Origin of the sequence: Parasynechococcus marenigrum WH 8102, assembly GCF_000195975.1 — a bacterium.
In the GTDB taxonomy this organism is placed as follows: domain Bacteria; phylum Cyanobacteriota; class Cyanobacteriia; order PCC-6307; family Cyanobiaceae; genus Parasynechococcus; species Parasynechococcus marisnigri.
Genome location: NC_005070.1, coordinates 1,891,563 through 1,916,447 on the forward strand (window position 1 = coordinate 1,891,563; position 24,885 = coordinate 1,916,447).

The following is a 24,885-nucleotide window of genomic DNA, read 5'->3' on the forward strand; positions in this document are numbered from 1 at the left end:
CATGAGGTAGACCGCCATACCCCCATGTCCGCGACTCCCACGGAAGAGCAGCTTCAGGACGTCCAAACCGCAGCGACCGAAGAGGTCAGCCAGGACGCCGCCGCAGCTGTCGCCAGCGTTGATGAAGCCTTCGAGGCCGCAGAAGATCTCGGCATCCCCGAGGACGTTCCCACCGCTGATGATCCGGGCAGCCGAGCCAGCAGCCGCAATCTCGATGACGCTGGATTCACCATTGATGAATTCGCTGCGCTGCTGAGCAAGTACGACTACAACTTCAAGCCTGGCGACATCGTTAACGGCACCGTCTTCGCCCTGGAAGCCAAGGGCGCGATGATCGATATCGGGGCTAAGACCGCTGCCTTCATGCCTCTGCAGGAGGTGTCGATCAATCGGGTGGAAGGGCTGAGCGATGTGCTGCAGCCCGGCGAGATCCGCGAGTTCTTCATCATGAGTGAAGAAAACGAGGATGGACAGCTCGCGCTCTCGGTGCGGCGCATCGAATACCAACGGGCCTGGGAACGGGTGCGCCAGCTGCAGAAAGAGGACGCCACCATCTACTCCGAGGTGTTTGCCACCAACCGCGGTGGTGCCCTGGTTCGGGTGGAAGGCCTGAGGGGCTTTATCCCTGGCTCCCACATCAGCACCCGCAAACCGAAGGAAGAGCTGGTGGCCGACTTCCTGCCTCTGAAATTCCTCGAGGTGGATGAAGAGCGCAACCGCCTGGTGCTCAGCCATCGCCGGGCCCTGGTTGAGCGCAAGATGAATCGCCTCGAGGTCGGCGAAGTGGTGGTCGGCACCGTTCGCGGCATCAAGCCCTACGGCGCCTTCATCGACATCGGCGGCGTCAGCGGCCTGCTGCACATCTCGGAGATCAGCCACGAACACATCGAGACCCCCCACTCGGTGCTCAACGTGAATGATCAGATGAAGGTGATGATCATCGATCTCGACGCTGAACGAGGCCGGATCTCACTTTCAACCAAGGCGCTGGAACCGGAGCCCGGCGACATGCTCACCGACCCCCAGAAGGTGTTCGAGAAAGCAGAGGAAATGGCTGCCCGCTACAAGCAGATGCTGCTGGAGCAGGCCGAGGAAGGAGAGGATCCGATCGGTTCCATGATGATCTGATTCGCCATGGCGACACTGCTGCTGAGGGGTGTTCCCATCGGCACGATCCAGGGGGTGCTGTTCGACAAGGACGGCACCCTTTCCTTTAGCGAGCCGCACTTGCTCGATCTAGCCGAACGACGGATTCAGATCGCTGAAGAGCTCTGGAACTGCCAAGACCCCTCCCCCAAAAAGGAGAACACGCTCGGGCCGATGTTGCGCCGTGCCTTTGGCATTCAAGGCGAACAGCTACACCCTGGTGGAACCCTGGCGGTTGCTGCACGACAGGACAACCTGACCACGATGGCCACGGTGTTCTGTCTGCATGGATGCAGCTGGCCCGGTGCAATCGCTCTGGCCCAGAGCTGTTTTGATCAATGCGATCAGCAGGAGCAAGATCGAAACAGCATCAGTCCACTGCTGGATGGGGCTGAAGACCTCCTGCGCAGCTTGCATTCACAAGGCATCACCAACGCCATCATCAGCAACGACACCCGTGCAGGGATCCACGCCTTTCTCCAGCACCACGGCCTCAGTCATCTGATCGCTGCCTGTTGGAGTGCCGATGACAGCCCGCGAAAACCGGATCCTGCCGCTGTTTTGAGTCTCTGTGCACGTATGGGGCTCGATCCTGAAGAGTGCGCCTTGATCGGTGATGCCGAAACCGATCTACAAATGGCAGCGGCCGCTGGCATCCGTTTCGTGATCGGCTACGGCGGTGGCTGGGGACTGACACCCGAACTCCCCAGCGCTACGCATTGGTTGGACAACTGGGCGGAGATGGGGCTAGAAGCCGACCCGTAAAGTCCTGCCACAAGATTCCATTCCATGAGCCGTTACGTCTTCACATCTGAATCGGTCACGGAGGGACATCCCGACAAGATCTGTGATCAGGTCAGCGATGCGGTGCTGGATGCTCTGCTGGCCCAGGACCCCAGCAGTCGGGTGGCCTGCGAAACGGTGGTGAACACCGGGCTGTGCATGATCACCGGCGAGGTGACCTCCAAAGCGCAGGTGGATTTCATTCACCTGGTGCGCAACGTGATCAAAGAAATCGGTTACAGCGGAGCTCGAGCCGGTGGCTTCGATGCCAACAGCTGCGCGGTGCTGGTGGCCCTCGACCAGCAGTCTCCAGACATTGCCCAGGGTGTGGACGAAGCCGATGACCACGAGGGCGATCCCCTCGACCGTGTCGGCGCCGGCGACCAGGGCATCATGTTCGGCTACGCCTGCAACGAGACCCCGGAGCTGATGCCACTGCCCATCAGCCTGGCCCACCGTCTCGCGAAGCGTCTGGCCGAGGTCCGTCACAACGGCAGCCTCGAGTACCTGCTGCCCGACGGCAAGACCCAGGTGAGTGTGGTTTACGAGAACGACAAGCCCGTCGCCATCGACACGATCCTGATCTCCACGCAGCACACGGCCGAAGTGGCCGGCATCAGCGATGAGCAGGGCATCCGTGAGCGCATCACCGAAGACCTGTGGACCCATGTGGTGGAACCAGCCACCGCCGATCTGGCCCTGAAACCCAGCCGCGAGGCCACGAAATATCTGGTGAACCCCACCGGCAAGTTTGTGGTGGGTGGTCCCCAGGGTGATGCCGGCCTCACCGGCCGCAAAATCATCGTGGACACCTACGGCGGCTATGCCCGCCACGGCGGTGGCGCCTTCTCCGGCAAAGATCCCACCAAGGTGGATCGCTCCGCCGCCTATGCCGCCCGCTACGTGGCCAAGTGCCTGGTGGCCTCCGGCCTGGCTGAACGCGCTGAAGTGCAGCTGAGCTACGCCATCGGCGTCGCCAAGCCTGTGTCGATCCTGGTGGAGTCCTTCGGGACTGGGAAGGTGTCGAATGCTGAGCTCACCGAACTGGTGCAGGAGCATTTCGACCTGCGCCCCGGCGCCATCATCGAAACCTTCGGACTGCGCAACCTGCCCCAGCAGCGCGGTGGTCGCTTCTACCAAGACACAGCCGCCTACGGCCACTTCGGTCGTAACGACCTCAAAGCCCCCTGGGAGGATGTGGCCGCCAAGAGCGAAGAGCTGGTGAAGGCAGAAGCCAAGCGCATCAAGCAAGGCGCCACGGTTTGACGTGAACGTTGAAACATCGCTGGCGCTCGGCATCGACCTGGGCACCAGCGGTGTTCGCATTGCGGTGCTGAATCAGCAGGGCACGCTGATTCATTCGTCGTCCGCTGAGTACGCCACGGGATTAACAGCCCCCTTGGACTGGGCTGAGGCGTGCCGCGACTTGATCACCCATTTGCCCGCTCAGATCAGAGGTCAACTGGCCGCTGTTGCGGTCGATGGCACCTCGGGCACGCTTCTGGCTTGTCGGGAGGATGGCACCCCCATGGGGCCTGCACTGAGCTACGCCACCGCGTTCCCCGAGCAGAACAGTGCACTCAAACGGCTGGTGCCAGATGGCTGCGCGGCATCCAGCAGCGGCGGCAGCTTGGCGCGAGCCCTGCAGTTGCTGAAGCACCATGGCCACATTGATCGCCTGCGACATCAAGCCGACTGGATCAGCGGTTGGTTCCTGCAGAACTGGCAATGGGGCGAAGAGGGCAACAACCTCAAGCTTGGATGGGACCTTGAGCAAGCCACCTGGCAGGGCTGCATCGCTGATCAGTCCTGGAGTTCGGCCTTGCCTGAGGTGAAGCCAAGCGGTTCCGTGCTGGGACGCATCGCAATCGATCAGGCCAGGAATCTTGGCGTGCCAGAGGATCTGCTCGTGGTGGCCGGTACAACCGATTCCAACGCGGCGGTGTTGGCCGCGAACCCCGGCGACAACGACGGGATCACCGTGCTGGGCACCACTCTGGTGATGAAGCGATTCACGCCAGTACCGATCCAAGGAGCCGGCATCACGCGGCATCGGATCGGGCAGCGATGGTTGTGTGGCGGGGCTTCCAACGCTGGGGCCGGCGTGCTGCGGCGTTATTTCACCGATGCTGAGCTGGCGGAACTCAGCCGCCAGATCGACCCAGACCAAGACAGCGGCCTGAGTTACCAGCCCCTTCCGGCCCGTGGCGAGCGATTTCCCGTGGACGATCCCAACCTCGAGCCGGTGCTGGAGCCACGGCCGGTGAGTGATGCCCTGTTTCTGCATGGGCTGCTGGAAGGTCTGGCGGAGATTGAGGCCAAGGGTTGGGAGCGACTGACGGAACTCGGGGCGGATCCACCGCAACGGGTGATCAGCCTCGGCGGTGGTGCCCGAAACCCCCAGTGGCGCAAGATCCGGCAGCGGCGGCTTGGCCTTCCCGTGGTGAGTTGCAACCAACCACCGGCCGCAGGTGTTGCCCTGCTGGCCCTGAGTCGGCAGCGGCAGACCGAGTACAAGATGAACAAGTCATAAGATTTTCGCCATACATTCATTACCGAGTTATCAAATGCAATTCTCAGTCCATAAAGGCAAACATTTTGTTGCAAGCTGGCTGAATTGAACTGGTTTCTCAGTTCATAGCTTTATCCTCTCCGATATCAATCTCAATACAGATCAGAAATGATCGCCATCAAGCCGACCCGCGACTTCACGAATCTTGGCCGGATTTCATTCTCCGCCAACAACGCCTCCAAACCCAAACAGAACACCGCAATCAATCGCTACCGAGCCGAACAAACCCAGGGGGGTTTGATATCGCGCAAAGGCCTGGCTGCATCCTCACAAAACGAGTACAAAGAGAATCTTTGCTCAGCGATGGGGATTGGAATCGGCCCCAGAGTTCACAGCGAATGTCCTTTTAGCAGTGTTAATGATCAATATGCTGCAACAGGGAACGAAGCTCTTGAGGTGGCAATCGAAGCGGCATATCGGCAGGTACTCGGGAATCTTGGACCAACGATCAGTCAGAAATGCATCGAACTTGAATCGCAACTAAAGAATGGCGAGATAAGCGTCAGAGATTTCGTGGCGGGACTTGCAAAGAGTGATCTCTACAGGGAAAACTACTTTTCGAAAGTTTCGCCAATCCGCGGCATCGAGCTGAACTACAAGCACCTTCTCGGTCGGCCGCCGATCAATCAAGCAGAAGTAAGTGCTGCCATAAGCCTTATCGCATCCAAAGGCTTTAATGCGTTCATCGATCAGATCACACGGTCTGGGGAATACCTAGAGGTTTTCGGAACAGACACAGTTCCATACCTGCGTGCATGGACATCAGAAGCACGCGCCTATTGTTCAACTTTTGCCAACCTTGCTCGCGTCACTCCTGGCAATGCAAGCTCAGACACTATTGTTGAGCGACGGAGCCAACTGGTTGTTGAGTTCAGCAATGCACGTAGCCTGAGCGAGGCTGGCAACAAATATGAAGTCAGTGGCTTCTCTTATTCCAAAGCAACAAGCGATCCCACCTCTGCGGCATTCCTCAGAATGTACCAATCCAAAACAGCAAAATCCTGGAACTAATCAATATAAACCACCAAAATCCAGGCTGACCAAACGTAGGACTTGCGACACGCAAGTCCTACGTTTTCGAAGTCAAATCAGTTATGACTAAAAAACTCCAAGAAATTCTTTCTATTTTTTTGTTTGTAGTGTTGTCTTGCTACGTCGGCTTTAGTGCTGTTCGCTTCGGCTCACTGCTGTGGCAACGCTTGAGCTAACTCCAGCAATTTCCTCCTTAGCAGCAAAATGCCTTCTGATCCTTTGACTCCTGCCGTCAGCGCTCGGATCTGCAAACACATGAATGAGGATCACGCTGAGGCCGTTTTGGCCTACGCCCACCACTACGGCGGAGTGGATGCAGCATCGGCCGCCGAAATGGTGGCTGTCTCAGCAACAGACATGGAGCTGAAGGTGGACGGACAGCCACTGCGCATTCCCTTCGATCACACCCTCACCGACAGCGAGGACGCCCATCGCACCCTTGTGGCGATGCTTCGTGCCATGCCCAAACAGGACGCCTGAGGGGAATCCTTCCAGCAGCCTTGCTTGATCGTTGTACCACCAACTGCTGAAGCTGGGCCGACAGCTGCTGATTCAGCCCACCTGCCGGCTCTGCCGATTCCCCCTCTGTCCGGACACTGAGGCAGACCCGATCTGCCCGCCATGCCATGACCGGTTTCAGCTCAAAAAAGGTGGTCTTTACGGATCGGCACCGCTGCCATGGCATGGCCTCTCGTATTACGACGGTGCTTTCCGCACCCTGCTGCTGCGACTGAAACGCCGTCCTGACGATCGTCAGTTGTCGGCCCTGATCGGTTGCCTGCGAGCAACCCTGCCGATGCCGTATCCAGCCGTGCTCGTTCCTATCCCCAGCTGGAAACGCCGGCGGGCTAACCCCCTGCCGGGCTTGATTGCCACAACCCTGGGCCAGGTCCGAACCGATCTGCTGCAGCGCACCCGGGCCAGCGCCGGCCAACATCACCTGAACCGTCAGCAGAGGTTGTCGAACCTCAGCGGTGCCTTCAAGGTCAGCGCCCATCTACAAGCCATGGAGATCTGGCTGGTGGATGACTTTCTTACCACAGGGGGCACAGCCCTGGCAGCGAGACAAGCCCTGCTGGATGCCGGTCATCAGGTCTGCGGCTTGATCTGTTTGGGGCGCACCCCCATCCGTTGCCTCCGGCGGTGATTTAAAGTGTATGTGTCGCGCAGGCGACGTGCCGGGATAGCTCAGTTGGTAGAGCAGGCGACTGAAAATCGCCGTGTCCCCAGTTCAAATCTGGGTCCTGGCATCTTTCGATGCCAAATCTGTCGTGTCATTCATCTCACCTGATGCAGGCACAGATCGGGTGTTCGATAACGCCGACAGCTTTGCGATGGTGTTTGATCGCAACTGGAAGCAGTTGCGGTCCAAGGGCAACGGTGATGTGAGTCATGACGACCACCTGGAAGCCGTGTTCGCGGCCATGGCAGATCACCCCTTCCTGATCAGCTCGCCCGAGATGGCCAGACAGGTTGCTGCCTTCCGGATACGCCTACTGGAGCTGAGCTGAAGCGATCAAGCGGAGAGCAGGTCGATCTGCGGGTCATCGATGTACTCGGTGTCACCCTCAGCGTCGTCACTGACCGCTTCGTCTTCCACCCGCTCGTCTTCGATCGCCTCGTCGAGATCACCTTGAGGTTCCGATGGGGATGTGTCCTCAGCGTGGAGAGCAACCACCTGCGCCGGAGCCAGACGATCTCGGAGCAGGCGCACCTTCTCCTCACTGGCTGACAGCAACTCGCCAGCGTCATCACTGATGGCGTCTTGATCGTCATCGGCGATCTGGCTCTTCTCCACTTCAGCCAGCCTCGCCTCCAGGGCCATCACACGATCAGCCAGTGTCTCGGCCACTTCACTGAGGTTCAGCAGATGGGTGCACAACTGCTGCTCGAACGCGGTGCGCGGGGAGGAGGTGGTCACCGGGCTGGCCTCGTGTTGAGAAATTTCGCTGATGGTATCGATGCTGAAGCGGCTGTCCACGGGCTGCCTGACAGGCGGCTGATCGCAGGAAGCTGGCTTAAATTCCTGACCCAAGAGCGCGGGTGTTGATGTCCAGGCTGAGCAAGGTGCTGAAGATCAGCGCCTGGGTGGCGGCATTCATCGTTGTCGTCGTGCTGCTGCAGCGCTACGGCATTGCACCGCTTCAGGACGCCGTGAAAGGGATGGGGTTCTGGGCGCCGCTCGGCCTGTTTCTGCTGCGGGGCGTAAGCATTATTCTTCCGGCCCTGCCGAGCTCGATCTATTCGCTACTGGCAGGTTCCCTGCTGGGCTTCCAAACCGGATACCTCACGATCACCCTCTCGGATCTGGTGTTCTGCAGCACGGCATTTTTCATCGCCCGTCGCTGGGGTCGTGGTCCGGTGAGCCGTCTGGTGGGGGCCAGCGCGATGAAACGCATCGATGGCTTCAGCAAGAACCAGCTGGAGGGCAACTTCTTTTTGATGACGGGCCTGCTGATGACGGGTCTGTTTGATTTCCTCAGCTATGCCATCGGTATCAGCCGCACCCATTGGCGGGTGTTCGCGCCAGCGCTGCTGATCAGCGTGTTGATCAGTGATTCGATCCTCGTGGCCGTGGGCGCTGGCGTGGCCCAGGGCGCCAGCCTCACCCTCGGCTTGGCTCTGCTCGCCATGTTTGCTCTGGCCACCTTCACAGGACTGATGAAACGGAAAGCAGCGTCCAAGGACGCCCCCCATCCCCCCGTGCACCCAGGCTGATCACAGACAGCAGATCCCTTCACCCGTGCATGTCGAATCACCCGCCAACCAGGCTGCGGTGATTGTTTTAGGGAACACTGGTTACGTTGATGCGATGAGGCCTTTTCTCGATGAGCGCGCTTGCTGATCCGAGAATCGAAGCGTTACAGAATCAGGCCGGGGCTAGTGGTGAATTGGATCTGCCCATCGGCGAAGGATGTTTCCGCATCAACCTGCGCGACGAGAACATCGAGCTCTGGCAAGAGACGCTGGAGCAGCAGAACGCAACCCAAAGCACCCAACTGTTGCTCGCCTGCGAAGAAAGCGGCGGTGAACTGAAGGACACCCGACTCACCTGGGTGGTGGGTTCAGCCATTCGCAGAGCCAGCGCCAACAGCCCCACCGCAGCAGCTCTGTTGTTGCAACAACTTGGCATCCCTGAGCCTCTGACCAAGGCCGCTGTCGATCGTTGCCCGGGGCTTGGTGACGACCTGGTGTGGGCCTTTTATCTGGAACGTCATGGCTGGCTCATTGCTACCCCTGTCGCCGCCATCCAGCCTTGATGGCTGACATCCCTGACTTGGCAGAGCTGATTCGCAGCGCTCAAGTGCAAGGCCTCAGCAGCGACCACTCTTTGCATGAAGAAGCGCGCCAGATCATTGGGGCAGCAGATCAGGAGCGTCGCCAACTCAGCCAGGAGGAACTGCTGAGCCTCTGCGCAGCCTCTGGACAGGATGCGTCACTGCCCCGAAGGCTCCAAAACCATGCGGATGACCTGGTGAACCAGGCCAGATGCCACCTGCTGGAGCAACAACCACAGCTCGTGCAGCCCGGCGGAGCCCTCTTCCCCGGCGAGCGGGCCGATGCCTGCTGGCGGGACTGCTGGCACTTTCTGCGCGTGATCGTTTATGCCGTGGCCTGCCAGCGAAGCAACTTCACAAACCCCACTGGCATGGCAGCCCTTCGTGAGTTGTATCAGCGGATGGGCGTGCCAACGGAGGGCCTGAATATCGCCCTCATGCAGCTCAACGTGCTTGCAGCGCAGGAGTTTGAGCGAGGAGCAGATCAGGAGCTCATCAACGCCTGCTTCCAACACCTGATCGAGCAGCTCAATAAAACTGCAGTTAAGAGCTGATAAGAGAAAAAAAAGACTCCTTCGGGCCACGAGAGGATCAGCCTCTAGGCATTTCCACTCACGGCACGCGCATGGCCCTCCCGCTCCTCGGATATCCGCTCAGCACGCAGAACTGTCGGGTCAGCAACCTGGCCGGTGACAACAGCACCGTCCAGAGCCCGCTCTACGGAACGTCTGCCGCCGGAGATGAAAGCACTCGGGCCGAGATGGACCGCCTGATCGAGCACGCCTACCTGCAGGTGTTTTTCCACGCCATGCGAAGCGATCGCGAACCATTCCTAGAATCCCAATTGCGCAGCGGCAACATCACTGTTCGCGATTTCATCCGCGGCCTTCTGCTCTCCGAGAGGTTCCAGCAGGGGTACTACCAGTGCAACTTGAACTATCGGATGGTGGATCAGGTCGTGGGCCGTGTTCTCGGTCGACCCGTCCATAGCGATGCCGAACAGCGAGCATGGTCGATTGTGATCGGGGAGAAGGGTTTCACAGCATTCGTTGATGCCCTGCTGGACAGCAGCGAGTACATGGACAGCTTCGGCTATGACCTCGTGCCGCAGCAACGATCGAGGCTGCTCCCCGGGCGGGCCCTCGGTGAAACGCCTATCCACCAACAGTTCCCGCGCTACGGGGCCGATTGGCGGGATGCACTGCAGGATCGGGCCCCAAGCAATCAAGCCGCTCAGATGCAACAGCTGGAGACCTCTGCGGCCTGGGTCAACGGCCAGCCTCCGGCCTTCGCGCTTAGGATCTGGCTTGGACTTGCCCTGGTAGGAGGATTTGAACTGGGACGGGTGGTCCTTACGATCGCTTTGGCAATGGCGAAAAGTTGACATGTCCACCACCGGATCTGCACCCCTCAACCTGCGTGAGTGGACGGCACCGGAAAAGCTCTTACCAAACGGTTCACCTCTAGTACCCGTTGATGCAAGAGGTGCTGACTGGCACGGGATCGAGTTGGGCGAGCTCGATTTACGCGGAGCAAAGCTTTGTCGCTGCGATTTACGAGGCACAGATCTCAGTCATTGCCAACTTGATGGCGCTGATCTCCGCCTAGCTCGCTACGACAGCCAAACCGTCGTACCTGTTGGTTTCGACTTGAGCAACAGTGGAGCTGTGGGGCCCGGCGCCAAGCTCAACGGTGTATATCTCAACAGCTCCGACCTGCGAGGCATGGATCTGCGGGGAAGCATGCTGCTTGGCAGCTATCTGAGTGGAGCTGACTTAAGCGGAGCGATACTTGATGGAGTTTCACTGGCCGGTTCAGATCTCCGGTCGTCCACCATGCGGGGAGCAATGTGCCGCGGGACACGATTCGGCACCTGCGAACTAGACATGGCTGATCTTCGCGGCGCTAACTTGGAAGGAGCTGTTCTAGAAACGGTCGAGTCGATCAGAGGCGCCGATTTTTCCCTCTGCACAGGGCTGGGCGCTCAGATCGATGCTCTGTTGTCCCGATCAGTTGCAGAACTCGATTGCTGGAACCCCTTAACACGCTCTACAACACGTGACAGCCTTGAATCGTTACGGGCTGCGAGGTCTGATTAGCCCCGGCCTGCCCACTTACAGCCACAAAGCCCTAACCCACAACCGCTTGGCGGCGAGGGAATTCGGCAAAAAGGTCACTCCACGCAACACATGAACACACTTGATTGAGGTTTATAAAGAACACGTTCTGTCAGAACGCTTCTGACGGAGCATTGCATGGCGAAACGTCAGAGCATCCATGCCCTTTGGACCTGCCTCACTTCTAGGGGTCGAACGCTTCTCGGAAGAGAGTGAGGCACCATTCGAGCTGATCCCTGGCGATGACGATGCCCGAAAAGAACAAATCATTCGGGCGGTGTACAAGCAGGTTCTTGGCAATGCTTATGTCATGGACAGCGAGCGTCAGGTTGTCGCTGAATCTCAGTTCAAGCTTGGAGAGATCAGCGTCCGTGACCTGGTTCGCCGCATAGCCAAGAGCGACCTGTATCGCAGCCGCTTCTTTGAAAGCTGCGCACGCTACCGCTACATCGAGTTGGCCTTCCGTCACCTACTGGGTCGTGCGCCCGCCGACTTTGAGGAAATGCGTGGCCATTCTGAGCGGCTTGACAGCAGTGGATACGACGCCGACATCGACAGCTTCGTGGACTCTGATGAGTATCAGAACGCTTTCGGGGAATGGACGGTGCCCTTTCAACGGGGTTGGAAAACCGAAAGCTGTGGAACCATGCAGGAATTCACCTGGAGCTTTCAACTGTTGCGAGGCAATAGCAGCAGCAGTCTGAAAGGAGACCTTGCTGGCATCAGCAGCAAGCTCGGTGGTTCTGCATACCAGAACCGTGCCATCCCCGTGGTTCCACCGTCTTCAACCGAAGCCTTGGGATGGAGCTTCCGTCCTTCCCCAAATCTGCAGGATGCACCAACTCGCCTGGGGGTCGGCGCAGGCGAGCAAGGCCTCACATATCGCGTGGAGGTCACCGCTTACAGCGCCAACAACGTTCGTCGGATCTCCCGCTACACCCGCAGCAACCGGGTCTTCTACGTGCCGTTCGACAAGCTCTCGGAGCAGTTCAAACGCATTCACCGCGAAGGAGGAAAGATCGCCAGCATCACGCCGGTGACCTGAAGCCCCCCTCACTGAAATCACGTACACCAGACCACTTCAAAACCTCACCTGAACAATGGCCAGCAATCAAACATCACTCGGCTTTGGAGCAACCACGAAGTGGGGAAATCCAGTCAGCTTCCAGCGCAAAGGCCAAGCTGGTCAGAAGCCGGCCCTGACAATTGGGGAGTTCAAGAAGCAATCCTGCGATCAAATGGCGATCGGGGTGGGGCCCCGTAGTCACGCCGACTGCCCTCACCGTGTCACAAGTGAGTGCTACAGCCCGGAGGACAATGGTTCTCTAGAGACAGTCATTGCAGCGTCGTACCGACAGGTCTTCGGGAACGCTCATGTCATGAATTTTGAGCGGTGCACAGAACTTGAAGCTCAGCTCAGGGACGGCCGTCTGACAGTGCGTGATTTCATTAGAGGTCTGGCAAAGTCAAGCTTCTACAAGAGCCGGTTCTTCAACAGCGTTGCTCCACAGCGGGGTGTTGAACTGAATGTCAAACATCTTCTAGGGCGCGCTCCGGAAACTCAGGCTGAGATTTCTGCCATGATCACCCTGCAGGCAGAACAGGGGCAGGGAGCCCTGATCGACAGCATCGTCGATTCAGCTGAATACCTCGAGGTATTTGGAAGCGATGTTGTGCCTTATGCCCGCTCTTGGAGTTCTCCTGCAGACCTCTCGACTGCTGCATTCCCGATGCTGGCAGCTCTCGAGAAGAGTTTCGCCGGCAGTGATAGTGCCCGTGGAGGAAGCCCTGCGCTAACCAGAAGCCTGGCCTCCGGCATAGCTCCTCGGATCAGCGTCCCGAGTCAGGCCGTGGGCGTGCGTCCCTCCGCAAGCTTCACTTCTGGTCGTTTCAGCAGCAAAGCTCCTGGCATCACCAGTGGTAATGACTCCGCTCCGCTTCGCGGCGACGCATACGTCACCTTCGGTCTTGGTCAGCGTGAGCAGGAAACATTTCAGCGTTGCCCAGGAGACAGCCCGGATCAGCTCAATGCCCTGATTCGCTCTGCATACAAACAGGTCATGGGTAACCCCCACCTGATGGAGTTTGAACGCGCTCTGTCGGCAGAAAGCAAGTTCATTGATGGTTATTTGAGCACCCGTGAATTTGTGCGGGCTGTCGGCCTTTCAGCTGAATACAAGCGGCGATTCTTCGAAACCAACGCTCCTTATCGATTCATCGAGCTGAACTTCAAACATTTCCTCGGTAGAGCCCCACAGTCTCAGGCGGAGATCAGCGAACACACCAAGATCCTCGCCGAAGGTGGTTATGAAGCTGAAATCTGCAGCTACGTAGACAGCGTGGAGTATCAGAGCATCTTTGGTGAAGACACCATTCCATACGCCAGGATCCTTACCGAAAACGGCCGCTCCCAGGTTGCCTTCAATCGACATCTCAGCCTGGCAGAAGGCTTCGCAGCTAGTGACACGGTCCTGAGCAGCTCCTCTCTTGTCTCCTCCGTTGCCACAGGAATGGTTCCCAGTGGATGGAGTGCTACGACCACCCGAATCAACCGAACTGGAACACAGTCAGGCGCTCCTGATCCCACGAAGAAGCGCTTCCGGATTGTCGTAGCAACCCAGGCAGCTCGGTCACGTCAGCGCACCGCAGGAAACACTTATCTCGTCTCCGGCAAGGACATGTCCAGCCAAATGAAGTACATCCATGCACGTGGAGGCAAAATTGTCTCCATCACTGAGGTGATGTAAGAGCAGATCTAGTCCTGCCATAGGGGGCCGCCGCCTGAAGCGGCCCTTATAGATTTCAAACCCATTCCAGCATCATGACTGAGCCCACAACTCTTGCTTCACAACCCAACGTTGATACCAGTCATGCTGCTGTGGTCGTTCAACAAACGTATCGCCAGGTCTTCGGAAACCGACACCTGATGGAGCTTGATGTCAATAGCTCCATCGAGGCACTATTCATGAATGGAGATCTCACCGTCCAGGGTTTTGTCATGGCCCTCGCGCAGTCTGACACTTACAAAAAACTGTTCTTTGAGACCAATAGTCCCTATCAGTTTGTTGAACTTAATTTCAAGCACCTTCTTGGCCGACCTCCTCATGATCAGGTCGAGCTAATGAATCACGTGAGACTGCTGCAAGACGAAGGATTTGAAGCCGAGATAGCAAGCTATGTCTACAGCGAAGAATATCTTTCAGCCTTCGGAGTCGATCAGGTCCCATACAACCGCGCCTCAGAAAGCATGGTTGGAGGACGAACCCTGAACTACACCCGATCAAGAGTTGTTGATGCAGGTTACGCCGGATACGACAGTGCTGAGCGCCAGTCCAAGTTGCTTCAAAGCCTGTGCTCAGGCAACTCACCAGACGTGGTTGATCGCAAGAGTGTCGGAAACGCCAACTCCTTAACGATCAATTGGACGTCACGCCGCCAGGTTGGAGCCAATCGGCGCGCTGTACAGAAATCGGTGGTCAACCAGACATCCATGTCGGCAACGATTCGCTCGATCCTGTCCCAAGGCGGAAAGATCCTTTCTATTGCGAAGGCTTAATCCATAGCGCTTTTTCCACAATCCAGACAGGCAAATCAGTCATGATTGCCGAGTGGTCATACAAAGGCGACCCTCAAGAACACATTCACCAGATTCAAATCGGAAACGGTTTTTCCCAATGCCAATTCTTCGCCCATTTTCAAGAGAACAACCGACTCAGAACACAGCTTTTCAGCAATCAGTAGCTTCTGCACCAATGGCCATGTCGATGATGATCGATTCAATGGTTAACATGATGCATAGCAATCGCCAGCCGCTGGATGAGCACAATATTAAAAAGTATGACGATTGAGCAATTTGTTGCTCAAAGTGTGGGTAAATGGCGCTCCATGAGATCAGGCCATTCTCTCGCTTTTCAACAATTTGAAGACGTTCTTAGCGAAGTAATTATTGAATCCATCGAGAAAGACGATTCTGCTGTTCAAGATTTACTCTCAACCGCAACTTCTAACCAAGGACATAGCTCCGACATCGTCGCGCCATTCAGGATGGAATGGTCAGCTGAAAGTGACTGGGAGCCCGAAGATCCATCTCAAGTTTCATCAGGCTCGTGCCTGATCATCCCACTGAAAAAAAATGATTATTCTGGCATCTTGATCAGAAGTGTGGGGTATGCTGAATCCGAATTAGCAGAGTCGACATACCAGTTTTTAGACGATGGCACATTCTTGCTTACAACGCATTATGAGCAATCAATGGCAGAGGAAAGAATCTGGTTTGTTTCAGACAATGTTCGGTGCAGATCATCTGTATTGAAGACATCTGCAGGCTCAGGAGTTCTACAAACTTCATTTGCCTCTGAAGTCAGACGAGTCAAGGCCTAGAGATACACATGAGAAATTATTCAGCGATTGCAGACTTTGCCAAGACTCTTGCAGGCACGTTCGATAACATTAATCAAGCACAAGAAAATCCCAAGGATTTCGCACGAATCAAAATTTTTTTTCGGCCATTACCATGGCGCATCTTTAGAGGACCAGGTTTTTATTCTGAGCAATGCTATGACTATGCGCCGTGGGATCCCTACCGGCAAGGGATACATCGCCTAGTACTAGATCAGAACTTGTTTGTAATGGAGAATTTTGCCTTTGATAATCCTCGCCGACTTGCTGGCGCTGGACGTAATCCCGAACTTTTGGACGATCTGCATTCAGAATCATTGAAGAGGCGCTGCGGCTGTGCCATGCATTTCCGATCCATATCTCCTGGACACTACGTTGGCAATGTTGAACCCGGGAAAAGTTGTCTAATTCCAAGGGACGGAAAATTGACTTATCTTGTCAGTGAAGTTGAAGTCAATCAAACCTCCTGGATTAGTCGGGATCGTGGATTTGACCCAGAGAACAATGCGCAAGTCTGGGGATCAGAGCATGGCATGCTGCGATTCAAGAAAATCACAAGTTTTTCAAACGAAATCACTAACGAGTGGCTCGAACTTAAAACCTGAACAATGGTTGATTATGATAAACAAATGAAAACTTGGATACGTTCACAACATTTAATCTGTGTTGGAAGTGATTTTATTTTTGAAACTGTTGATCAAACTCAATTAGACAAGTTCGAGACTTGCATTAGAGGCATGGGAGGGAGAATTAGAACTGTAAAAGCCGTTGGAAACTGGCCAATGGGGCCTAGACGATCATTCAAGATCCTGCAAGCAACTGCAAGTGTTCCACGACCCGGCGGCGAGGCTTTAGTGACCTACTGGGCCAAAAAGGGAAGCAAAACAACAAGGTACTCTGAGATATCTTCTTGACAATTGAGGCTCATTCATCAAACCATCCCATCCAGGTATCCTGAGTAAAGTCAGTGTGCTTGCTCCACCTTCTTAATATAGTCGAGGAATCGAATTCATATCCCTTAGATGCAGCGATTGCGATCACATCATCTTGATTGAGAGCTGCCTTGATTTCAGCTTTGAGATCAGGATCCTGACGAACCATTGTAATGAATGATTCCAAAGATAAATCTTGCTTTACGTTAGAGGAGGAATCCGTCATACCAGAGACTGCTCAACAGAGGTAATCTCATTGTAGATCAAACTCCATCCATCAGCATGGCACGCCATAAGGCAACCTTCCGAAATGCCCAGGACCAATGCTCAACAGGTACGACAAGAATCTTTGCCAATTCTGAATCACTCAAAGTCTTACGATCCAAAGCAAGATATAGCTGCCATTCACTTGATGAAAAAATAAATCCCTTGGAAGCTGCATAATCAACAATATCCTGGTCAGTCTTACAAGCCTTCAAACCAGTGGCGATTGAATGGTCATACACAACCGCCTGGATAAATTCGTTAATCGGAGGAGAATTCATTCTCAACAACTCTCAATCCACAAAGCAAAGTTGACCCTTGTACAAATCATTTGAAGCACCAATGGCCCCCCAGGACAACGCAAAAGACGCCATGGAATATTCTTGTCTAGGACACCAGAATCAACGGTGATCTTTGGTGGACTTGTTGCCTGTTCGAAGGGTATCAATGCAGCACCAGTTAATGCTGGTTCAATTGAATCGACGATTGTTTTCAGCTGATCGAGAGTTGTGATCTCGTTTAACTCGGATTGGACATCCTCCCGTGCTTGAACGGCAGCGACGAATTCAGAGAGCGCTTGCTCACGCTCAGGGGACACAGGCATCGTGTTGCGACGAACCGATCGAATAGTACCAAAAACAAGTCCTTTCATTTTATTACAGCAACAGCAACCTGAGCCGTCGGAACATGGATATGGAGTAAATTTTTAAAAATTTTTGAATTTTACAAGTGAATATTTCCATACGCATAAACAAATAATCTTGACGCATACGTTCTAAAATTATTCAGGAAATCGAAGACTGCCTTCATCAGTCTCATCAATTCATCCGACCAAATAAAATTATGGCAGAGCGTTTCGACAACTTGGTTGAAGGATTAACAGAAGATCGTGCCATGTCTGTGATTCTGGCCGACCCAGAGACATTGGATCGACCTGTCGACAAATATATGGCTGCGACGAGGTTGGGAGCTAGCGACACTGAGGAATCCCTTGATGTTCTCATTAAGGCAGCAGAATTAAGTCCGGAACATCTGTTTGACCGAATCACACGACGAAAAGCCATTGACGCTCTAGGCCGCAGAAAAAGCACTAGGGCATTACCTACTCTGTTTCGCTCACTGTCTTGCACAGATGAGGCTGCAGTCATTAACGCTGTTGACGCCATCACAAAAATTGGTGCACCACTAACAGAAAGCAATCAGAGAAGCTTGATCAAGGCACTCGATGGGGAAGATATCCAAAAGCGAGCAGTCATCCAGGCCTTTTGCAGGCTGGAAATCAATAAGGCAGAAGAGACAATACGCCCACTCGCGAACGATCAGAATCCGCTCGTCTGCGGTGCAGCTAAAGCATATTTAGCAAGAGTGCACAAAGAGACCTCCGGTCTAGATGATCTGGTTCCCCAGCTGATCGATCCCATCGCTGGTCGACGCCGATCCGCCGTCATTGACCTTGGCGATGCTGGTGATGTCACAAGATTGGAGGCACTGGTTACGGCACCTGTGTCCATGTCATTACGGGCAAGAAGCGCTTTCCAGCTCGTCGATCCCAACAAAACATGTCACGTTCCTGATGAATATTCAGAATTAATATCGCAACTTTTGCAAGACAACCCACAACATTTAAAGCTCAGACAAGAGTGGGTCTGCCCTGTTGACGCAATTGAAATCGAAAACAATCTTCAACACCGAGACGAAGCACGTCAATACGGTGGGGCTTTGAGCCTAATGAATATGGACAAACGAAGCAGAATGGAATTAATTAATGAAATTAAACAAAAATTATGGAGCGACTATGTTACTCACTATTACTTAACATCAGTCATCAGCCTTCAAGGCTTGTCCGAAAGGAGTGACTTGATCTGCCTAGCTCTGGCCGAAACGATCCCTCAGTACACAAAATCGAGGATTGCAGCAGCCTGGGGTTGCCTGAGATTGAGACTGACTGATCAGAAGCCCCTCCTCGAGGAGCTTTCAGTCTCAGCTAACTGGCTACCACTGAAGTGGACCTGCAGGCAGGTACTTAAACAGTTGTCATGATTAGTGTCTGTCTCAGTAACAACCAGGCCAAATGATGTCGTGGTGTTACCGATTTTTCTTTTGTCAACTTGTGTGTCCTGACACGCTTGTCTGGGAGTTAGGCAAGAAAAGCAGGGTTACTGTCCATCTTGATGCGGAATGCATCTCCCCAAACAACGTATTCCCCAACCCATGCTCGACGCATTCTCCAGGGCAGCTGTCTCAGCCGATTCCAGCGGCTCTTTCATCGGCGGCGGCGAACTGGCCTCTCTGAAGTCCTTCATTGCCGATGGCAACAAGCGCCTCGACGCTGTTAACGCCATCACTTCCAACGCTAGCTGCATCGTTTCTGACGCCGTTGCAGGCATCTGCTGCGAGAACACCGGTCTGACCGCCCCCAACGGTGGCGTTTACACCAACCGCAAGATGGCTGCTTGCCTGCGCGATGGTGAGATCGTTCTGCGTTACGTCTCCTACGCCCTGCTGGCTGGTGATGCTTCTGTTCTCCAGGACCGCTGCCTGAACGGACTGCGTGAAACCTACGCTGCACTGGGTGTTCCCACAGGTTCCGCCTCCCGTGCCGTGGCCATCATGAAGGCCGCTGCTGGTGCCCTGATCACCAACACCAACAGCCAGCCCAAAAAGATGCCTGTGACCACTGGAGATTGCTCCAACATCGCCGGCGAAGCTGCCAGCTATTTCGACATGGTGATCAGCGCTATCAGCTGAGCCAGAGATTGAATTTCTGCACATCTGAACACCCCCCTTTTTCATCATGAAGTCCGTCATCACCACCGTCGTCGGCGCAGCCGACAGCGCTTCCCGCTTCCCCTCTGCCTCCGACATGGAGTCCGTCCAGGGCTCCATCCAGCGTGCTGCTGCTCGTCTGGAAGCTGCTGAGAAACTGGCCGGTAACTACGACCAAGTTGCTCAGGAAGCTGTCGATGCTGTGTACAACCAGTACCCCAACGGAGCTACCGGCCGTCAGCCCCGCAAGTGCGCCACCGAAGGCAAAGAGAAGTGCAAGCGTGACTTCGTTCACTACCTGCGCCTGATCAACTACTGCCTGGTCACCGGCGGCACCGGCCCCCTGGATGAGCTAGCCATCAACGGTCAGAAGGAAGTGTACAAAGCACTCAGCATCGACGCTGGAACCTACGTTGCTGGTTTCTCCCACCTGCGTTCCCGCGGTTGCGCTCCTCGCGACATGAGTGCTCAAGCACTGACCGCTTACAACCAGCTGCTCGACTACGTTATCAACTCCCTGGGCTGATTATCAGTCCTTAACGGATTGGTATTTACGACTAGTCGTCTCAGGGGGTGAGCAAATAGCTCACCCCCTTTTTTTAGCAGTATGCGAGAAAACTTCCTGCGAAGGAAAGAAACTCAACGACTCGATAGCGACATTAGATCGATCGGCGCCAACCCCCCAAAAGACAATCAGCCAGCCAAAGTTAAACCTATCGCAATTATTGTCGATGATTGCTCGAGTGGTTGAATGCAGAAACTTGTAAAACCTGTTTCAAACCTTATACCACCAAGGATCCTCCCGCTGTTCTGTCAAGTACCGCCTCAATTCGAGAGCGATCAGAATACTTGAAGGTCTCGACATCATCAATCACCTCCAAATCCTCATCATGCTCACCACACAAACTACTCCTGCAGGTATGTCTGCAGCAAATCGAACCAAATCCGCTTCGTATTCCACCTCCAGCAAAGCTGGAATGAATACTGTTGCCCGAACGGTGGCAGGTTCGATTGCAGAGTTTAAGCGGAACACTTGCTCATCTATGGGTCTCGGAATCGGCCCTCGACTCCACAGTGAGTGTCCATTCGGTTCGGTCTTTGATGAGTATCACCCCAATGATAGTGCGGCGTTGGAGCGCACAATCCGCGATAGCTATCGCCAGGTTTACGGGAACCTACCTCCAACGGAAAATGAGCGTTGCACCTCACTGGAAGCACGCCTCATGAATGGAGAAATAACGGTACGTGACTTCGTCAATGGTCTGGCCAAATCTCCTTTTTACAAAAAAAATTACTTCCACTCAGTCGCGCCCCAGCGAGGGATCGAACTGAACTTCAAACACCTCTTAGGGCGAGCTCCACTTAATCAGGCAGAAATTCAGGCCAGCATTAAGCTGCAGGCCGAACATGGATTTGATGCTCTCATCGATAGCCTGACGGATGGGGCAGAATATGCCGAGGTCTTTGGTTCGGATATCGTCCCATACGTGCGGACTGCCGATTCTTATGCCGGAATGATGACGTCCTCCTTCAACATGATGAGGGAGCTTGCCAGCACCAAAGTAGCAGTTAGTGACAACGCTCAGGGATCCCGGAGCCGCACCGTTTCACCACTCGCCTTAGCAGCGAGCAGCGCGATTAAACCTGTGACATTTAACTATGTTGCACTTACCAAGCCTGCTCCAAAGCTGCCTCAACAGCAGTACAGCGGTCATCAGCCTCCTAAGCAGACAGACTACGTCGCATTCCGCCCCTTCGGAATCCACTTCTGACCGACCCAAAATGGTCTAATGGTCAGAATTCAACACTCAAGTGTGTGATGACCAGCTCCCTTTCAAAAGGGAGCTTTTTTTGTCCAAGAGCTCGTGGGCGAAAAAGCTTCAAGGAATCAACAGTACAACAACCGTAATCGATTAGATTGATATGAAGATTGTGCGATGCCCACAGTGCTCCAGGATTTCTCTAATGTCTCGTCACTCAGCGACAGTCAGCTCACCGAAGAAGAAGCGCTTCAACTCGCCAACGAACTAAGTTTCAAATTAAGTGATGGTGAGAAACCAGGGTCTGATGCAGCGTCTCTCAAGAAAATGGTTGCTGGCCTTGGTGATGCTAGAGGAGCCCTACGACTAACCTTTGCAAAAAGCCTTGGCGCAGTAGGAGACGAGGCTCTACCCATTCTTTGTGAAGCTCTTCGCCAACACCAAAATGTAGTCATCAGAAGAGCATCAGCCAAAACACTTAATTTGATTGGAAGTAAGGAGGCTCTGCCTTATCTCCTCGAAGCTTTTTTAGAAGACAGTGATCCAGTTGTTCTCGGGTCATCTGCTGGAGCGATGGCAACGATTGGACCCGACGCCATGGACTCATTACTTGGGATCCTGAAAAATCCAGACTGCACACCATTTCAGGTGGGCTTGATTAATCTTGCGCTTAGTTTCATCGGCGCCAATGCACCTGAGGCATTACTCGAGGCTGCAGAGTCAGACGTGACTGAAGTTCGCGTAGCTGCAATTTCAGCCCTAGGAGATCAAATACAAAAGAGTGACGATCATCGTGCAAAAAACAGAGTGTTCAGAGCATTAGATGACTGCTCACCAGACGTTAGAGCAGAAGCTGTAACACTTATCGGAAAATCATGTGATGCCGAAGATGTTGAACATATGCTGACAAGGAAACTGATCGACAAAGACACTCAGGTACGAAAAAACACGGCGATGGCACTGATGAAGCTTGAAGCATTTAACTCTGTAGAAAGCATAGAGAAGGCAAAGTCAACAGAAGATGACGAGTCAGTTCAAGCAGTATTTGATGTCGCCATCAACATACTAAGCAGAAATTTGTGAGAAGTTAGGGTCAAAACAATGCACAGAAGGGCACTGAAGAAATTCAAGGATGCCTCAAATACCCCAAGTTCTCTCTTGTAAAGTTAGCAGCGCATTTTCAGTGATCCTGGTAAAAAGCGGATAGATGCTGATAAAATTTGAACATGTAGGTGATCTTTTATGTCGCGCGCGGAATTCATACGCTTTCTTCAGGTCCTGGAAGAAGATTTACCGTTCAGAGCTCTTTTTCAAGAAGCTGATCCCGAGGAAATCCTCAAGCTTGCCGATCAACATGGGTTTATCTTTTCGGATGAAATAAAAGGGCGTTTCCTGAATCGGTGGGCAGGTGTGTATTTCTGCCCATTCGCCAACGATGTGGGAAGGTTATGCCCAAAAATGGTACCCGAGGGATTCAGCACACTGCTGCATTATTCACAAACAACATGTACCAAAGAGGACAAAGTTGAGCGTTTTGATTTTCGCGCTGGTGGCTATTACGAAGGAGTAAAAGCAGTGACTGGATAAAGAAAAGGTTTTAACTCCTTGAATTGAGTAGATTTTGAAGTCGCGCCAATGCAGACTGAGCTGCTTCCTGAATCAGCGGATCGTCATTATTATCTTGAAGTGCATGCAAAGCGACCTCCGCCATGGGATGCGGGATATCAGCAAGAGCCTGAGATGCACTAAAGATCAAAGCCACATTTTCACTGCTGAGGGATTTTGCTAGTAGTTTAATTGCCTCTTCAGACTTGAACTGTTGCTTACCGATTTGACCAAGACACATCAGAGCTCCTTGTACGACTACCATATCTGTGTCATTAATCCCTTGTTCCAACATTTGCATGACTGAATCAGGAAACGGTTGATCAGGAAAATTCTTGAACAATTGAACGAATGCTTTCGGGCAACAACGCCTTGCAGTTTGATTCTCAGTTGTTGCATAAAGTTCGATCAAAGGATCGAATGCAGAACTCCCAAAAAAACCAATTCCCTTAACTGCTGCTCTGTATACTTTGGGATCTTGATGACAGAATAGTTCCAATAACATGGGCAAGGCTTCTTCCTGATAGTGCTCCGAAAGAATTAAACTGGCTTCTTCTTGGATCCTAGGGTTGGGATGCCTGAGATCCTCGAATAGGGAATCAATGGAAAGCATAGACTGCTTATCGCTCACAGAAAGCCTGAACTGATAGTTTATTTTAGCACTGATGATCAACCGAAAACAGACGCAGACGTCTCATACATGCACTAAGTATATTGGAGAATCGACTGCGCTTTCCAACGAACAAAGTAATCTGGATCCGATTGAGACAAATTACTGACTACATCAAGATTTTGAGACCGGATTTGACTCAACTCGGGAGATTGAAGGAGTAGAAGCGATGTATAACGGAAATCCCAAAATGGTTGCATTACGGTAGTCAAACCATCTTTCAAGAAGTGGTCGCACTGCCCAGGAAATAAGATAGCAAAAGACAACAACGCAGCAGATGGAGATTTCCTGAATTGTGGACGTCTATCTCGAATAGCATCCGACAGGATGTCGTGAATAGACGCAAGGGCCTCGTGACTCCAATTCCTTATGAGACCAAATAGATGCATCATGAAATAGTGCGCTCCATAGTCGTTATGGGCTTTCTTATGCCAACTGGCCCAGACTTGGGTCCAGACTTCATCTGGATCGCGATCCAGCAGGGTTTGCATCGACAAATAGCAGCGACTGAAATCAGGATGAAACAGACCTTCGACAAGCAGCTGAGTCGGTAGGGGGTCTCCATAGTGATGAAGCACCGTGATCAGCCTGGGGTCATCGCGAAGGACCTGGTCAACAGCCGAAAGAGCACTATTTTTCAACTGCTCACCTGACGATCGGTCGACAAGAGCACGAACAGCTCTCATTCGAAACGCTGGTGAAATGGGTGCCTGAAGCAAACTCGACATGAGTTCAATCCCACCAGCATCGATTACATCTTGAACTGCCGACTGACGATCCATCTGATTAGCTACGTACAAATGATCAGCCAAATCAGCGAGACGTGTCCTATCTCCTGACAAGTGAATTGTGGCCGCAATTGCAGCGCCGCGCACAGAAGACTTTTCATGGTCCATTAAGGGAGTAATCGTCGAAAGTGCTGCAAAAACTGAGAGTTTAGACAAACTTTGAATTAAAACCCGTTGATTCTGTGTGGAATCATGCAACAACCGAATCAAGCGCTGATGAACGGCTTGATCTTTACAGCCTATTTGTGCCAGTGCCCAGGCAGCATTTTCGACCATATAGATATCCGAACTATCAAGAAAACTGGCAATGTTCGCCTGAGCTTGCGTAACCCCCAGCCGGGCAAGAACTTCTACAGCTTTTCGTTGAGCAAGGAGGACAGCAGACTCAGTCGACACCCTGCCAAGAAAATTCAGCAACGCTTCATTTGCAAACTGACCAGGAAAATTGACCAAGTGCGAAACGGCCATATAGTAGTCACTGTCGCTCTCGAGATCTTGAAAATCTGTAGCCAAGATCTCGATGGCACCAGCCTGGTCCAACTCAGGATGAATATTGTCAAACAAGCCCGACATGAAGAAAGCCTAATATCAATTAAATTCTACACGCCTAATTATCTAGCGTTCTTAAACAACAATAAGAAAAGCATTGGGCTGCGTCTCAACATTTAGATTTAAAGTATTATTATATGGTCTGTAAAGAGGGAAATGGGGCCATTCTCCGGTCGTTTGCTCAGCGTTTCTGCTGCAATGTTGCCAGGCTCGAAAACTTCGAAA

32 protein-coding genes and 1 tRNA gene are annotated in these 24,885 nt (G+C 53.5%); 27 read left to right on the top strand and 6 right to left on the bottom strand.

The annotated features are described in order from the left end of the window. Window positions 1-24: 24 nt before the first annotated feature. The 9 genes from TX72_RS09995 (at window position 25) to TX72_RS10035 (ending at window position 7,044) form a co-directional block, all read left to right on the top strand. Window positions 25-1,128, top strand: coding sequence for a 30S ribosomal protein S1 (locus TX72_RS09995; protein WP_011128843.1), 1,104 nt, complete (start codon window positions 25-27; stop codon window positions 1,126-1,128). Between the two features lie 6 nt (window positions 1,129-1,134). Beyond that, on the top strand, window positions 1,135-1,911 hold the full coding sequence (locus TX72_RS10000; RefSeq protein ID WP_011128844.1) for an HAD family hydrolase: 777 nt from the start codon (window positions 1,135-1,137) through the stop codon (window positions 1,909-1,911). Window positions 1,912-1,935: 24 nt separating this feature from the next. After that, complete coding sequence (gene metK, locus TX72_RS10005; protein WP_011128845.1) at window positions 1,936-3,195, top strand: methionine adenosyltransferase; 1,260 nt, start codon at window positions 1,936-1,938, stop codon at window positions 3,193-3,195. Between the two features lies 1 nt (window position 3,196). Continuing rightward, the gene (locus TX72_RS10010) at window positions 3,197-4,462 is read left to right on the top strand and encodes an FGGY-family carbohydrate kinase (protein WP_011128846.1); all 1,266 of its coding nucleotides are present in this window, start codon (window positions 3,197-3,199) and stop codon (window positions 4,460-4,462) included. Between the two features lie 147 nt (window positions 4,463-4,609). Next, window positions 4,610-5,512: a phycobilisome rod-core linker polypeptide gene (locus tag TX72_RS10015; RefSeq protein WP_011128847.1), complete on the top strand. Its 903-nt coding sequence runs from the start codon at window positions 4,610-4,612 to the stop codon at window positions 5,510-5,512. A gap of 225 nt (window positions 5,513-5,737) precedes the next feature. Then, complete coding sequence (locus tag TX72_RS10020) at window positions 5,738-6,013, top strand: DUF2470 domain-containing protein (protein WP_011128848.1); 276 nt, start codon at window positions 5,738-5,740, stop codon at window positions 6,011-6,013. A gap of 31 nt (window positions 6,014-6,044) precedes the next feature. After that, window positions 6,045-6,680 carry a ComF family protein gene (locus TX72_RS10025; RefSeq protein ID WP_011128849.1) on the top strand — a complete coding sequence of 212 codons (636 nt, stop codon included), beginning with the start codon at window positions 6,045-6,047 and terminating at the stop codon, window positions 6,678-6,680. A 30-nt stretch (window positions 6,681-6,710) separates the two neighbouring features. Continuing rightward, a tRNA-Phe gene (locus TX72_RS10030) sits at window positions 6,711-6,783 on the top strand. 21 nt (window positions 6,784-6,804) lie between these two features. Beyond that, the gene (locus TX72_RS10035; RefSeq protein ID WP_011128850.1) at window positions 6,805-7,044 is read left to right on the top strand and encodes a hypothetical protein; all 240 of its coding nucleotides are present in this window, start codon (window positions 6,805-6,807) and stop codon (window positions 7,042-7,044) included. Between the two features lie 5 nt (window positions 7,045-7,049). Here the strand turns inward: TX72_RS10035 and TX72_RS10040 are convergent, their stop codons facing one another. Beyond that, window positions 7,050-7,514 carry a hypothetical protein gene (locus TX72_RS10040; RefSeq protein WP_144416643.1) on the bottom strand — a complete coding sequence of 155 codons (465 nt, stop codon included), beginning with the start codon at window positions 7,512-7,514 and terminating at the stop codon, window positions 7,050-7,052. A 68-nt stretch (window positions 7,515-7,582) separates the two neighbouring features. On the opposite strand from TX72_RS10040, the gene TX72_RS10045 reads away from it, so the two are divergent. The 12 genes from TX72_RS10045 (at window position 7,583) to TX72_RS14775 (ending at window position 16,240) form a co-directional block, all read left to right on the top strand. Next, complete coding sequence (locus TX72_RS10045) at window positions 7,583-8,251, top strand: TVP38/TMEM64 family protein (RefSeq protein WP_011128852.1); 669 nt, start codon at window positions 7,583-7,585, stop codon at window positions 8,249-8,251. A gap of 110 nt (window positions 8,252-8,361) precedes the next feature. Next, complete coding sequence (locus TX72_RS10050; RefSeq protein WP_011128853.1) at window positions 8,362-8,793, top strand: hypothetical protein; 432 nt, start codon at window positions 8,362-8,364, stop codon at window positions 8,791-8,793. Next, window positions 8,793-9,365, top strand: a complete 573-nt coding sequence (locus TX72_RS10055) for a bilin-binding protein (RefSeq protein WP_011128854.1) — start codon at window positions 8,793-8,795, stop codon at window positions 9,363-9,365. Before TX72_RS10050 ends, TX72_RS10055 begins: the two co-directional genes overlap by 1 nt. A 71-nt stretch (window positions 9,366-9,436) precedes the next feature. Next, window positions 9,437-10,195 (top strand): phycobilisome rod-core linker polypeptide, encoded by a 759-nt coding sequence (locus tag TX72_RS10060; protein ID WP_011128855.1) that lies wholly within the window; start codon window positions 9,437-9,439, stop codon window positions 10,193-10,195. 1 nt (window position 10,196) lies between these two features. Then, complete coding sequence (locus tag TX72_RS13320; protein WP_011128856.1) at window positions 10,197-10,910, top strand: pentapeptide repeat-containing protein; 714 nt, start codon at window positions 10,197-10,199, stop codon at window positions 10,908-10,910. Window positions 10,911-11,088: 178 nt separating this feature from the next. Continuing rightward, window positions 11,089-11,973, top strand: a complete 885-nt coding sequence (locus tag TX72_RS10065; RefSeq protein WP_011128857.1) for a phycobilisome linker polypeptide — start codon at window positions 11,089-11,091, stop codon at window positions 11,971-11,973. Window positions 11,974-12,028: 55 nt separating this feature from the next. Continuing rightward, complete coding sequence (locus tag TX72_RS10070; protein ID WP_011128858.1) at window positions 12,029-13,675, top strand: phycobilisome rod-core linker polypeptide; 1,647 nt, start codon at window positions 12,029-12,031, stop codon at window positions 13,673-13,675. 74 nt (window positions 13,676-13,749) lie between these two features. Continuing rightward, window positions 13,750-14,484: a phycobilisome rod-core linker polypeptide gene (locus TX72_RS10075; RefSeq protein WP_011128859.1), complete on the top strand. Its 735-nt coding sequence runs from the start codon at window positions 13,750-13,752 to the stop codon at window positions 14,482-14,484. Between the two features lie 118 nt (window positions 14,485-14,602). After that, the gene (locus tag TX72_RS14270) at window positions 14,603-14,776 is read left to right on the top strand and encodes a hypothetical protein (protein ID WP_158305753.1); all 174 of its coding nucleotides are present in this window, start codon (window positions 14,603-14,605) and stop codon (window positions 14,774-14,776) included. Beyond that, window positions 14,766-15,308, top strand: a complete 543-nt coding sequence (locus tag TX72_RS13325; RefSeq protein WP_071820852.1) for a phycobiliprotein lyase — start codon at window positions 14,766-14,768, stop codon at window positions 15,306-15,308. Before TX72_RS14270 ends, TX72_RS13325 begins: the two co-directional genes overlap by 11 nt. Window positions 15,309-15,316: 8 nt before the next feature. Then, window positions 15,317-15,931 (top strand): chromophore lyase CpcT/CpeT, encoded by a 615-nt coding sequence (locus tag TX72_RS13330; RefSeq protein WP_011128861.1) that lies wholly within the window; start codon window positions 15,317-15,319, stop codon window positions 15,929-15,931. 3 nt (window positions 15,932-15,934) lie between these two features. Then, window positions 15,935-16,240: a hypothetical protein gene (locus TX72_RS14775; RefSeq protein WP_011128862.1), complete on the top strand. Its 306-nt coding sequence runs from the start codon at window positions 15,935-15,937 to the stop codon at window positions 16,238-16,240. A 10-nt stretch (window positions 16,241-16,250) separates the two neighbouring features. Here TX72_RS14775 and TX72_RS10080 read toward each other — a convergent pair whose 3' ends face one another. From TX72_RS10080 to TX72_RS13340, 3 genes are read right to left on the bottom strand one after another with little or no spacing between them, the layout of a single operon-like run. Next, window positions 16,251-16,484 (bottom strand): Nif11-like leader peptide family natural product precursor, encoded by a 234-nt coding sequence (locus tag TX72_RS10080; protein ID WP_042503822.1) that lies wholly within the window; start codon window positions 16,482-16,484, stop codon window positions 16,251-16,253. A 37-nt stretch (window positions 16,485-16,521) separates the two neighbouring features. Next, window positions 16,522-16,803 (bottom strand): Nif11-like leader peptide family natural product precursor, encoded by a 282-nt coding sequence (locus TX72_RS10085; protein ID WP_042503825.1) that lies wholly within the window; start codon window positions 16,801-16,803, stop codon window positions 16,522-16,524. Between the two features lie 2 nt (window positions 16,804-16,805). Next, on the bottom strand, window positions 16,806-17,126 hold the full coding sequence (locus TX72_RS13340) for a hypothetical protein (RefSeq protein ID WP_071820853.1): 321 nt from the start codon (window positions 17,124-17,126) through the stop codon (window positions 16,806-16,808). A 239-nt stretch (window positions 17,127-17,365) separates the two neighbouring features. Here TX72_RS13340 and TX72_RS10090 point away from each other — a divergent pair, with 239 nt between their 5' ends. The 6 genes from TX72_RS10090 (at window position 17,366) to TX72_RS10115 (ending at window position 22,635) form a co-directional block, all read left to right on the top strand. Beyond that, window positions 17,366-18,562, top strand: coding sequence for a HEAT repeat domain-containing protein (locus TX72_RS10090; RefSeq protein WP_011128865.1), 1,197 nt, complete (start codon window positions 17,366-17,368; stop codon window positions 18,560-18,562). 171 nt (window positions 18,563-18,733) lie between these two features. Further along, complete coding sequence (gene cpeB / locus TX72_RS10095; protein ID WP_011128866.1) at window positions 18,734-19,270, top strand: phycoerythrin subunit beta; 537 nt, start codon at window positions 18,734-18,736, stop codon at window positions 19,268-19,270. Between the two features lie 46 nt (window positions 19,271-19,316). Then, window positions 19,317-19,814, top strand: coding sequence for a C-phycoerythrin subunit alpha (gene cpeA / locus TX72_RS10100; RefSeq protein ID WP_011128867.1), 498 nt, complete (start codon window positions 19,317-19,319; stop codon window positions 19,812-19,814). Between the two features lie 364 nt (window positions 19,815-20,178). Further along, complete coding sequence (locus TX72_RS10105; RefSeq protein ID WP_011128868.1) at window positions 20,179-21,060, top strand: phycobilisome rod-core linker polypeptide; 882 nt, start codon at window positions 20,179-20,181, stop codon at window positions 21,058-21,060. Between the two features lie 165 nt (window positions 21,061-21,225). Beyond that, the gene (locus TX72_RS10110; protein WP_011128869.1) at window positions 21,226-22,131 is read left to right on the top strand and encodes a HEAT repeat domain-containing protein; all 906 of its coding nucleotides are present in this window, start codon (window positions 21,226-21,228) and stop codon (window positions 22,129-22,131) included. Between the two features lie 159 nt (window positions 22,132-22,290). Continuing rightward, on the top strand, window positions 22,291-22,635 hold the full coding sequence (locus TX72_RS10115; protein WP_042503828.1) for a Nif11-like leader peptide family natural product precursor: 345 nt from the start codon (window positions 22,291-22,293) through the stop codon (window positions 22,633-22,635). Between the two features lie 10 nt (window positions 22,636-22,645). Here TX72_RS10115 and TX72_RS10120 read toward each other — a convergent pair whose 3' ends face one another. Next, the gene (locus TX72_RS10120; RefSeq protein ID WP_225867697.1) at window positions 22,646-23,326 is read right to left on the bottom strand and encodes a HEAT repeat domain-containing protein; all 681 of its coding nucleotides are present in this window, start codon (window positions 23,324-23,326) and stop codon (window positions 22,646-22,648) included. A gap of 32 nt (window positions 23,327-23,358) precedes the next feature. Continuing rightward, window positions 23,359-24,684, bottom strand: coding sequence for a HEAT repeat domain-containing protein (locus tag TX72_RS10125; protein WP_011128871.1), 1,326 nt, complete (start codon window positions 24,682-24,684; stop codon window positions 23,359-23,361). Window positions 24,685-24,885 lie beyond the last annotated feature (201 nt).

Bases quoted from the DNA above. Each gene is read 5' to 3' on its own strand.
- TX72_RS13330 (WP_011128861.1), top strand. From the start codon at position 15,317: ATGAGAAATTATTCAGCGATTGCAGACTTTGCCAAGACTCTTGCAGGC.
- TX72_RS10055 (WP_011128854.1), top strand. From the start codon at position 8,793: ATGGCTGACATCCCTGACTTGGCAGAGCTGATTCGCAGCGCTCAAGTG.
- TX72_RS13340 (WP_071820853.1), bottom strand. From the start codon at position 17,126: ATGCCTGTGTCCCCTGAGCGTGAGCAAGCGCTCTCTGAATTCGTCGCT.
- cpeA (WP_011128867.1), top strand. From the start codon at position 19,317: ATGAAGTCCGTCATCACCACCGTCGTCGGCGCAGCCGACAGCGCTTCC.
- TX72_RS14270 (WP_158305753.1), top strand. From the start codon at position 14,603: ATGCCAATTCTTCGCCCATTTTCAAGAGAACAACCGACTCAGAACACA.
- TX72_RS10085 (WP_042503825.1), bottom strand. From the start codon at position 16,803: ATGAATTCTCCTCCGATTAACGAATTTATCCAGGCGGTTGTGTATGAC.
- TX72_RS10015 (WP_011128847.1), top strand. From the start codon at position 4,610: ATGATCGCCATCAAGCCGACCCGCGACTTCACGAATCTTGGCCGGATT.
- TX72_RS10060 (WP_011128855.1), top strand. From the start codon at position 9,437: ATGGCCCTCCCGCTCCTCGGATATCCGCTCAGCACGCAGAACTGTCGG.
- TX72_RS10080 (WP_042503822.1), bottom strand. From the start codon at position 16,484: ATGACGGATTCCTCCTCTAACGTAAAGCAAGATTTATCTTTGGAATCA.
- TX72_RS10125 (WP_011128871.1), bottom strand. From the start codon at position 24,684: ATGTCGGGCTTGTTTGACAATATTCATCCTGAGTTGGACCAGGCTGGT.
- TX72_RS14775 (WP_011128862.1), top strand. From the start codon at position 15,935: ATGGTTGATTATGATAAACAAATGAAAACTTGGATACGTTCACAACAT.
- TX72_RS10090 (WP_011128865.1), top strand. From the start codon at position 17,366: ATGGCAGAGCGTTTCGACAACTTGGTTGAAGGATTAACAGAAGATCGT.
- TX72_RS10000 (WP_011128844.1), top strand. From the start codon at position 1,135: ATGGCGACACTGCTGCTGAGGGGTGTTCCCATCGGCACGATCCAGGGG.
- TX72_RS10105 (WP_011128868.1), top strand. From the start codon at position 20,179: ATGCTCACCACACAAACTACTCCTGCAGGTATGTCTGCAGCAAATCGA.
- TX72_RS10075 (WP_011128859.1), top strand. From the start codon at position 13,750: ATGACTGAGCCCACAACTCTTGCTTCACAACCCAACGTTGATACCAGT.
- cpeB (WP_011128866.1), top strand. From the start codon at position 18,734: ATGCTCGACGCATTCTCCAGGGCAGCTGTCTCAGCCGATTCCAGCGGC.
- TX72_RS10115 (WP_042503828.1), top strand. From the start codon at position 22,291: ATGTCGCGCGCGGAATTCATACGCTTTCTTCAGGTCCTGGAAGAAGAT.
- TX72_RS10050 (WP_011128853.1), top strand. From the start codon at position 8,362: ATGAGCGCGCTTGCTGATCCGAGAATCGAAGCGTTACAGAATCAGGCC.
- TX72_RS10110 (WP_011128869.1), top strand. From the start codon at position 21,226: ATGCCCACAGTGCTCCAGGATTTCTCTAATGTCTCGTCACTCAGCGAC.
- TX72_RS09995 (WP_011128843.1), top strand. From the start codon at position 25: ATGTCCGCGACTCCCACGGAAGAGCAGCTTCAGGACGTCCAAACCGCA.
- TX72_RS10070 (WP_011128858.1), top strand. From the start codon at position 12,029: ATGGCCAGCAATCAAACATCACTCGGCTTTGGAGCAACCACGAAGTGG.
- TX72_RS10045 (WP_011128852.1), top strand. From the start codon at position 7,583: ATGTCCAGGCTGAGCAAGGTGCTGAAGATCAGCGCCTGGGTGGCGGCA.
- TX72_RS10020 (WP_011128848.1), top strand. From the start codon at position 5,738: ATGCCTTCTGATCCTTTGACTCCTGCCGTCAGCGCTCGGATCTGCAAA.
- TX72_RS13320 (WP_011128856.1), top strand. From the start codon at position 10,197: ATGTCCACCACCGGATCTGCACCCCTCAACCTGCGTGAGTGGACGGCA.
- metK (WP_011128845.1), top strand. From the start codon at position 1,936: ATGAGCCGTTACGTCTTCACATCTGAATCGGTCACGGAGGGACATCCC.
- TX72_RS13325 (WP_071820852.1), top strand. From the start codon at position 14,766: ATGACGATTGAGCAATTTGTTGCTCAAAGTGTGGGTAAATGGCGCTCC.
- TX72_RS10065 (WP_011128857.1), top strand. From the start codon at position 11,089: ATGCCCTTTGGACCTGCCTCACTTCTAGGGGTCGAACGCTTCTCGGAA.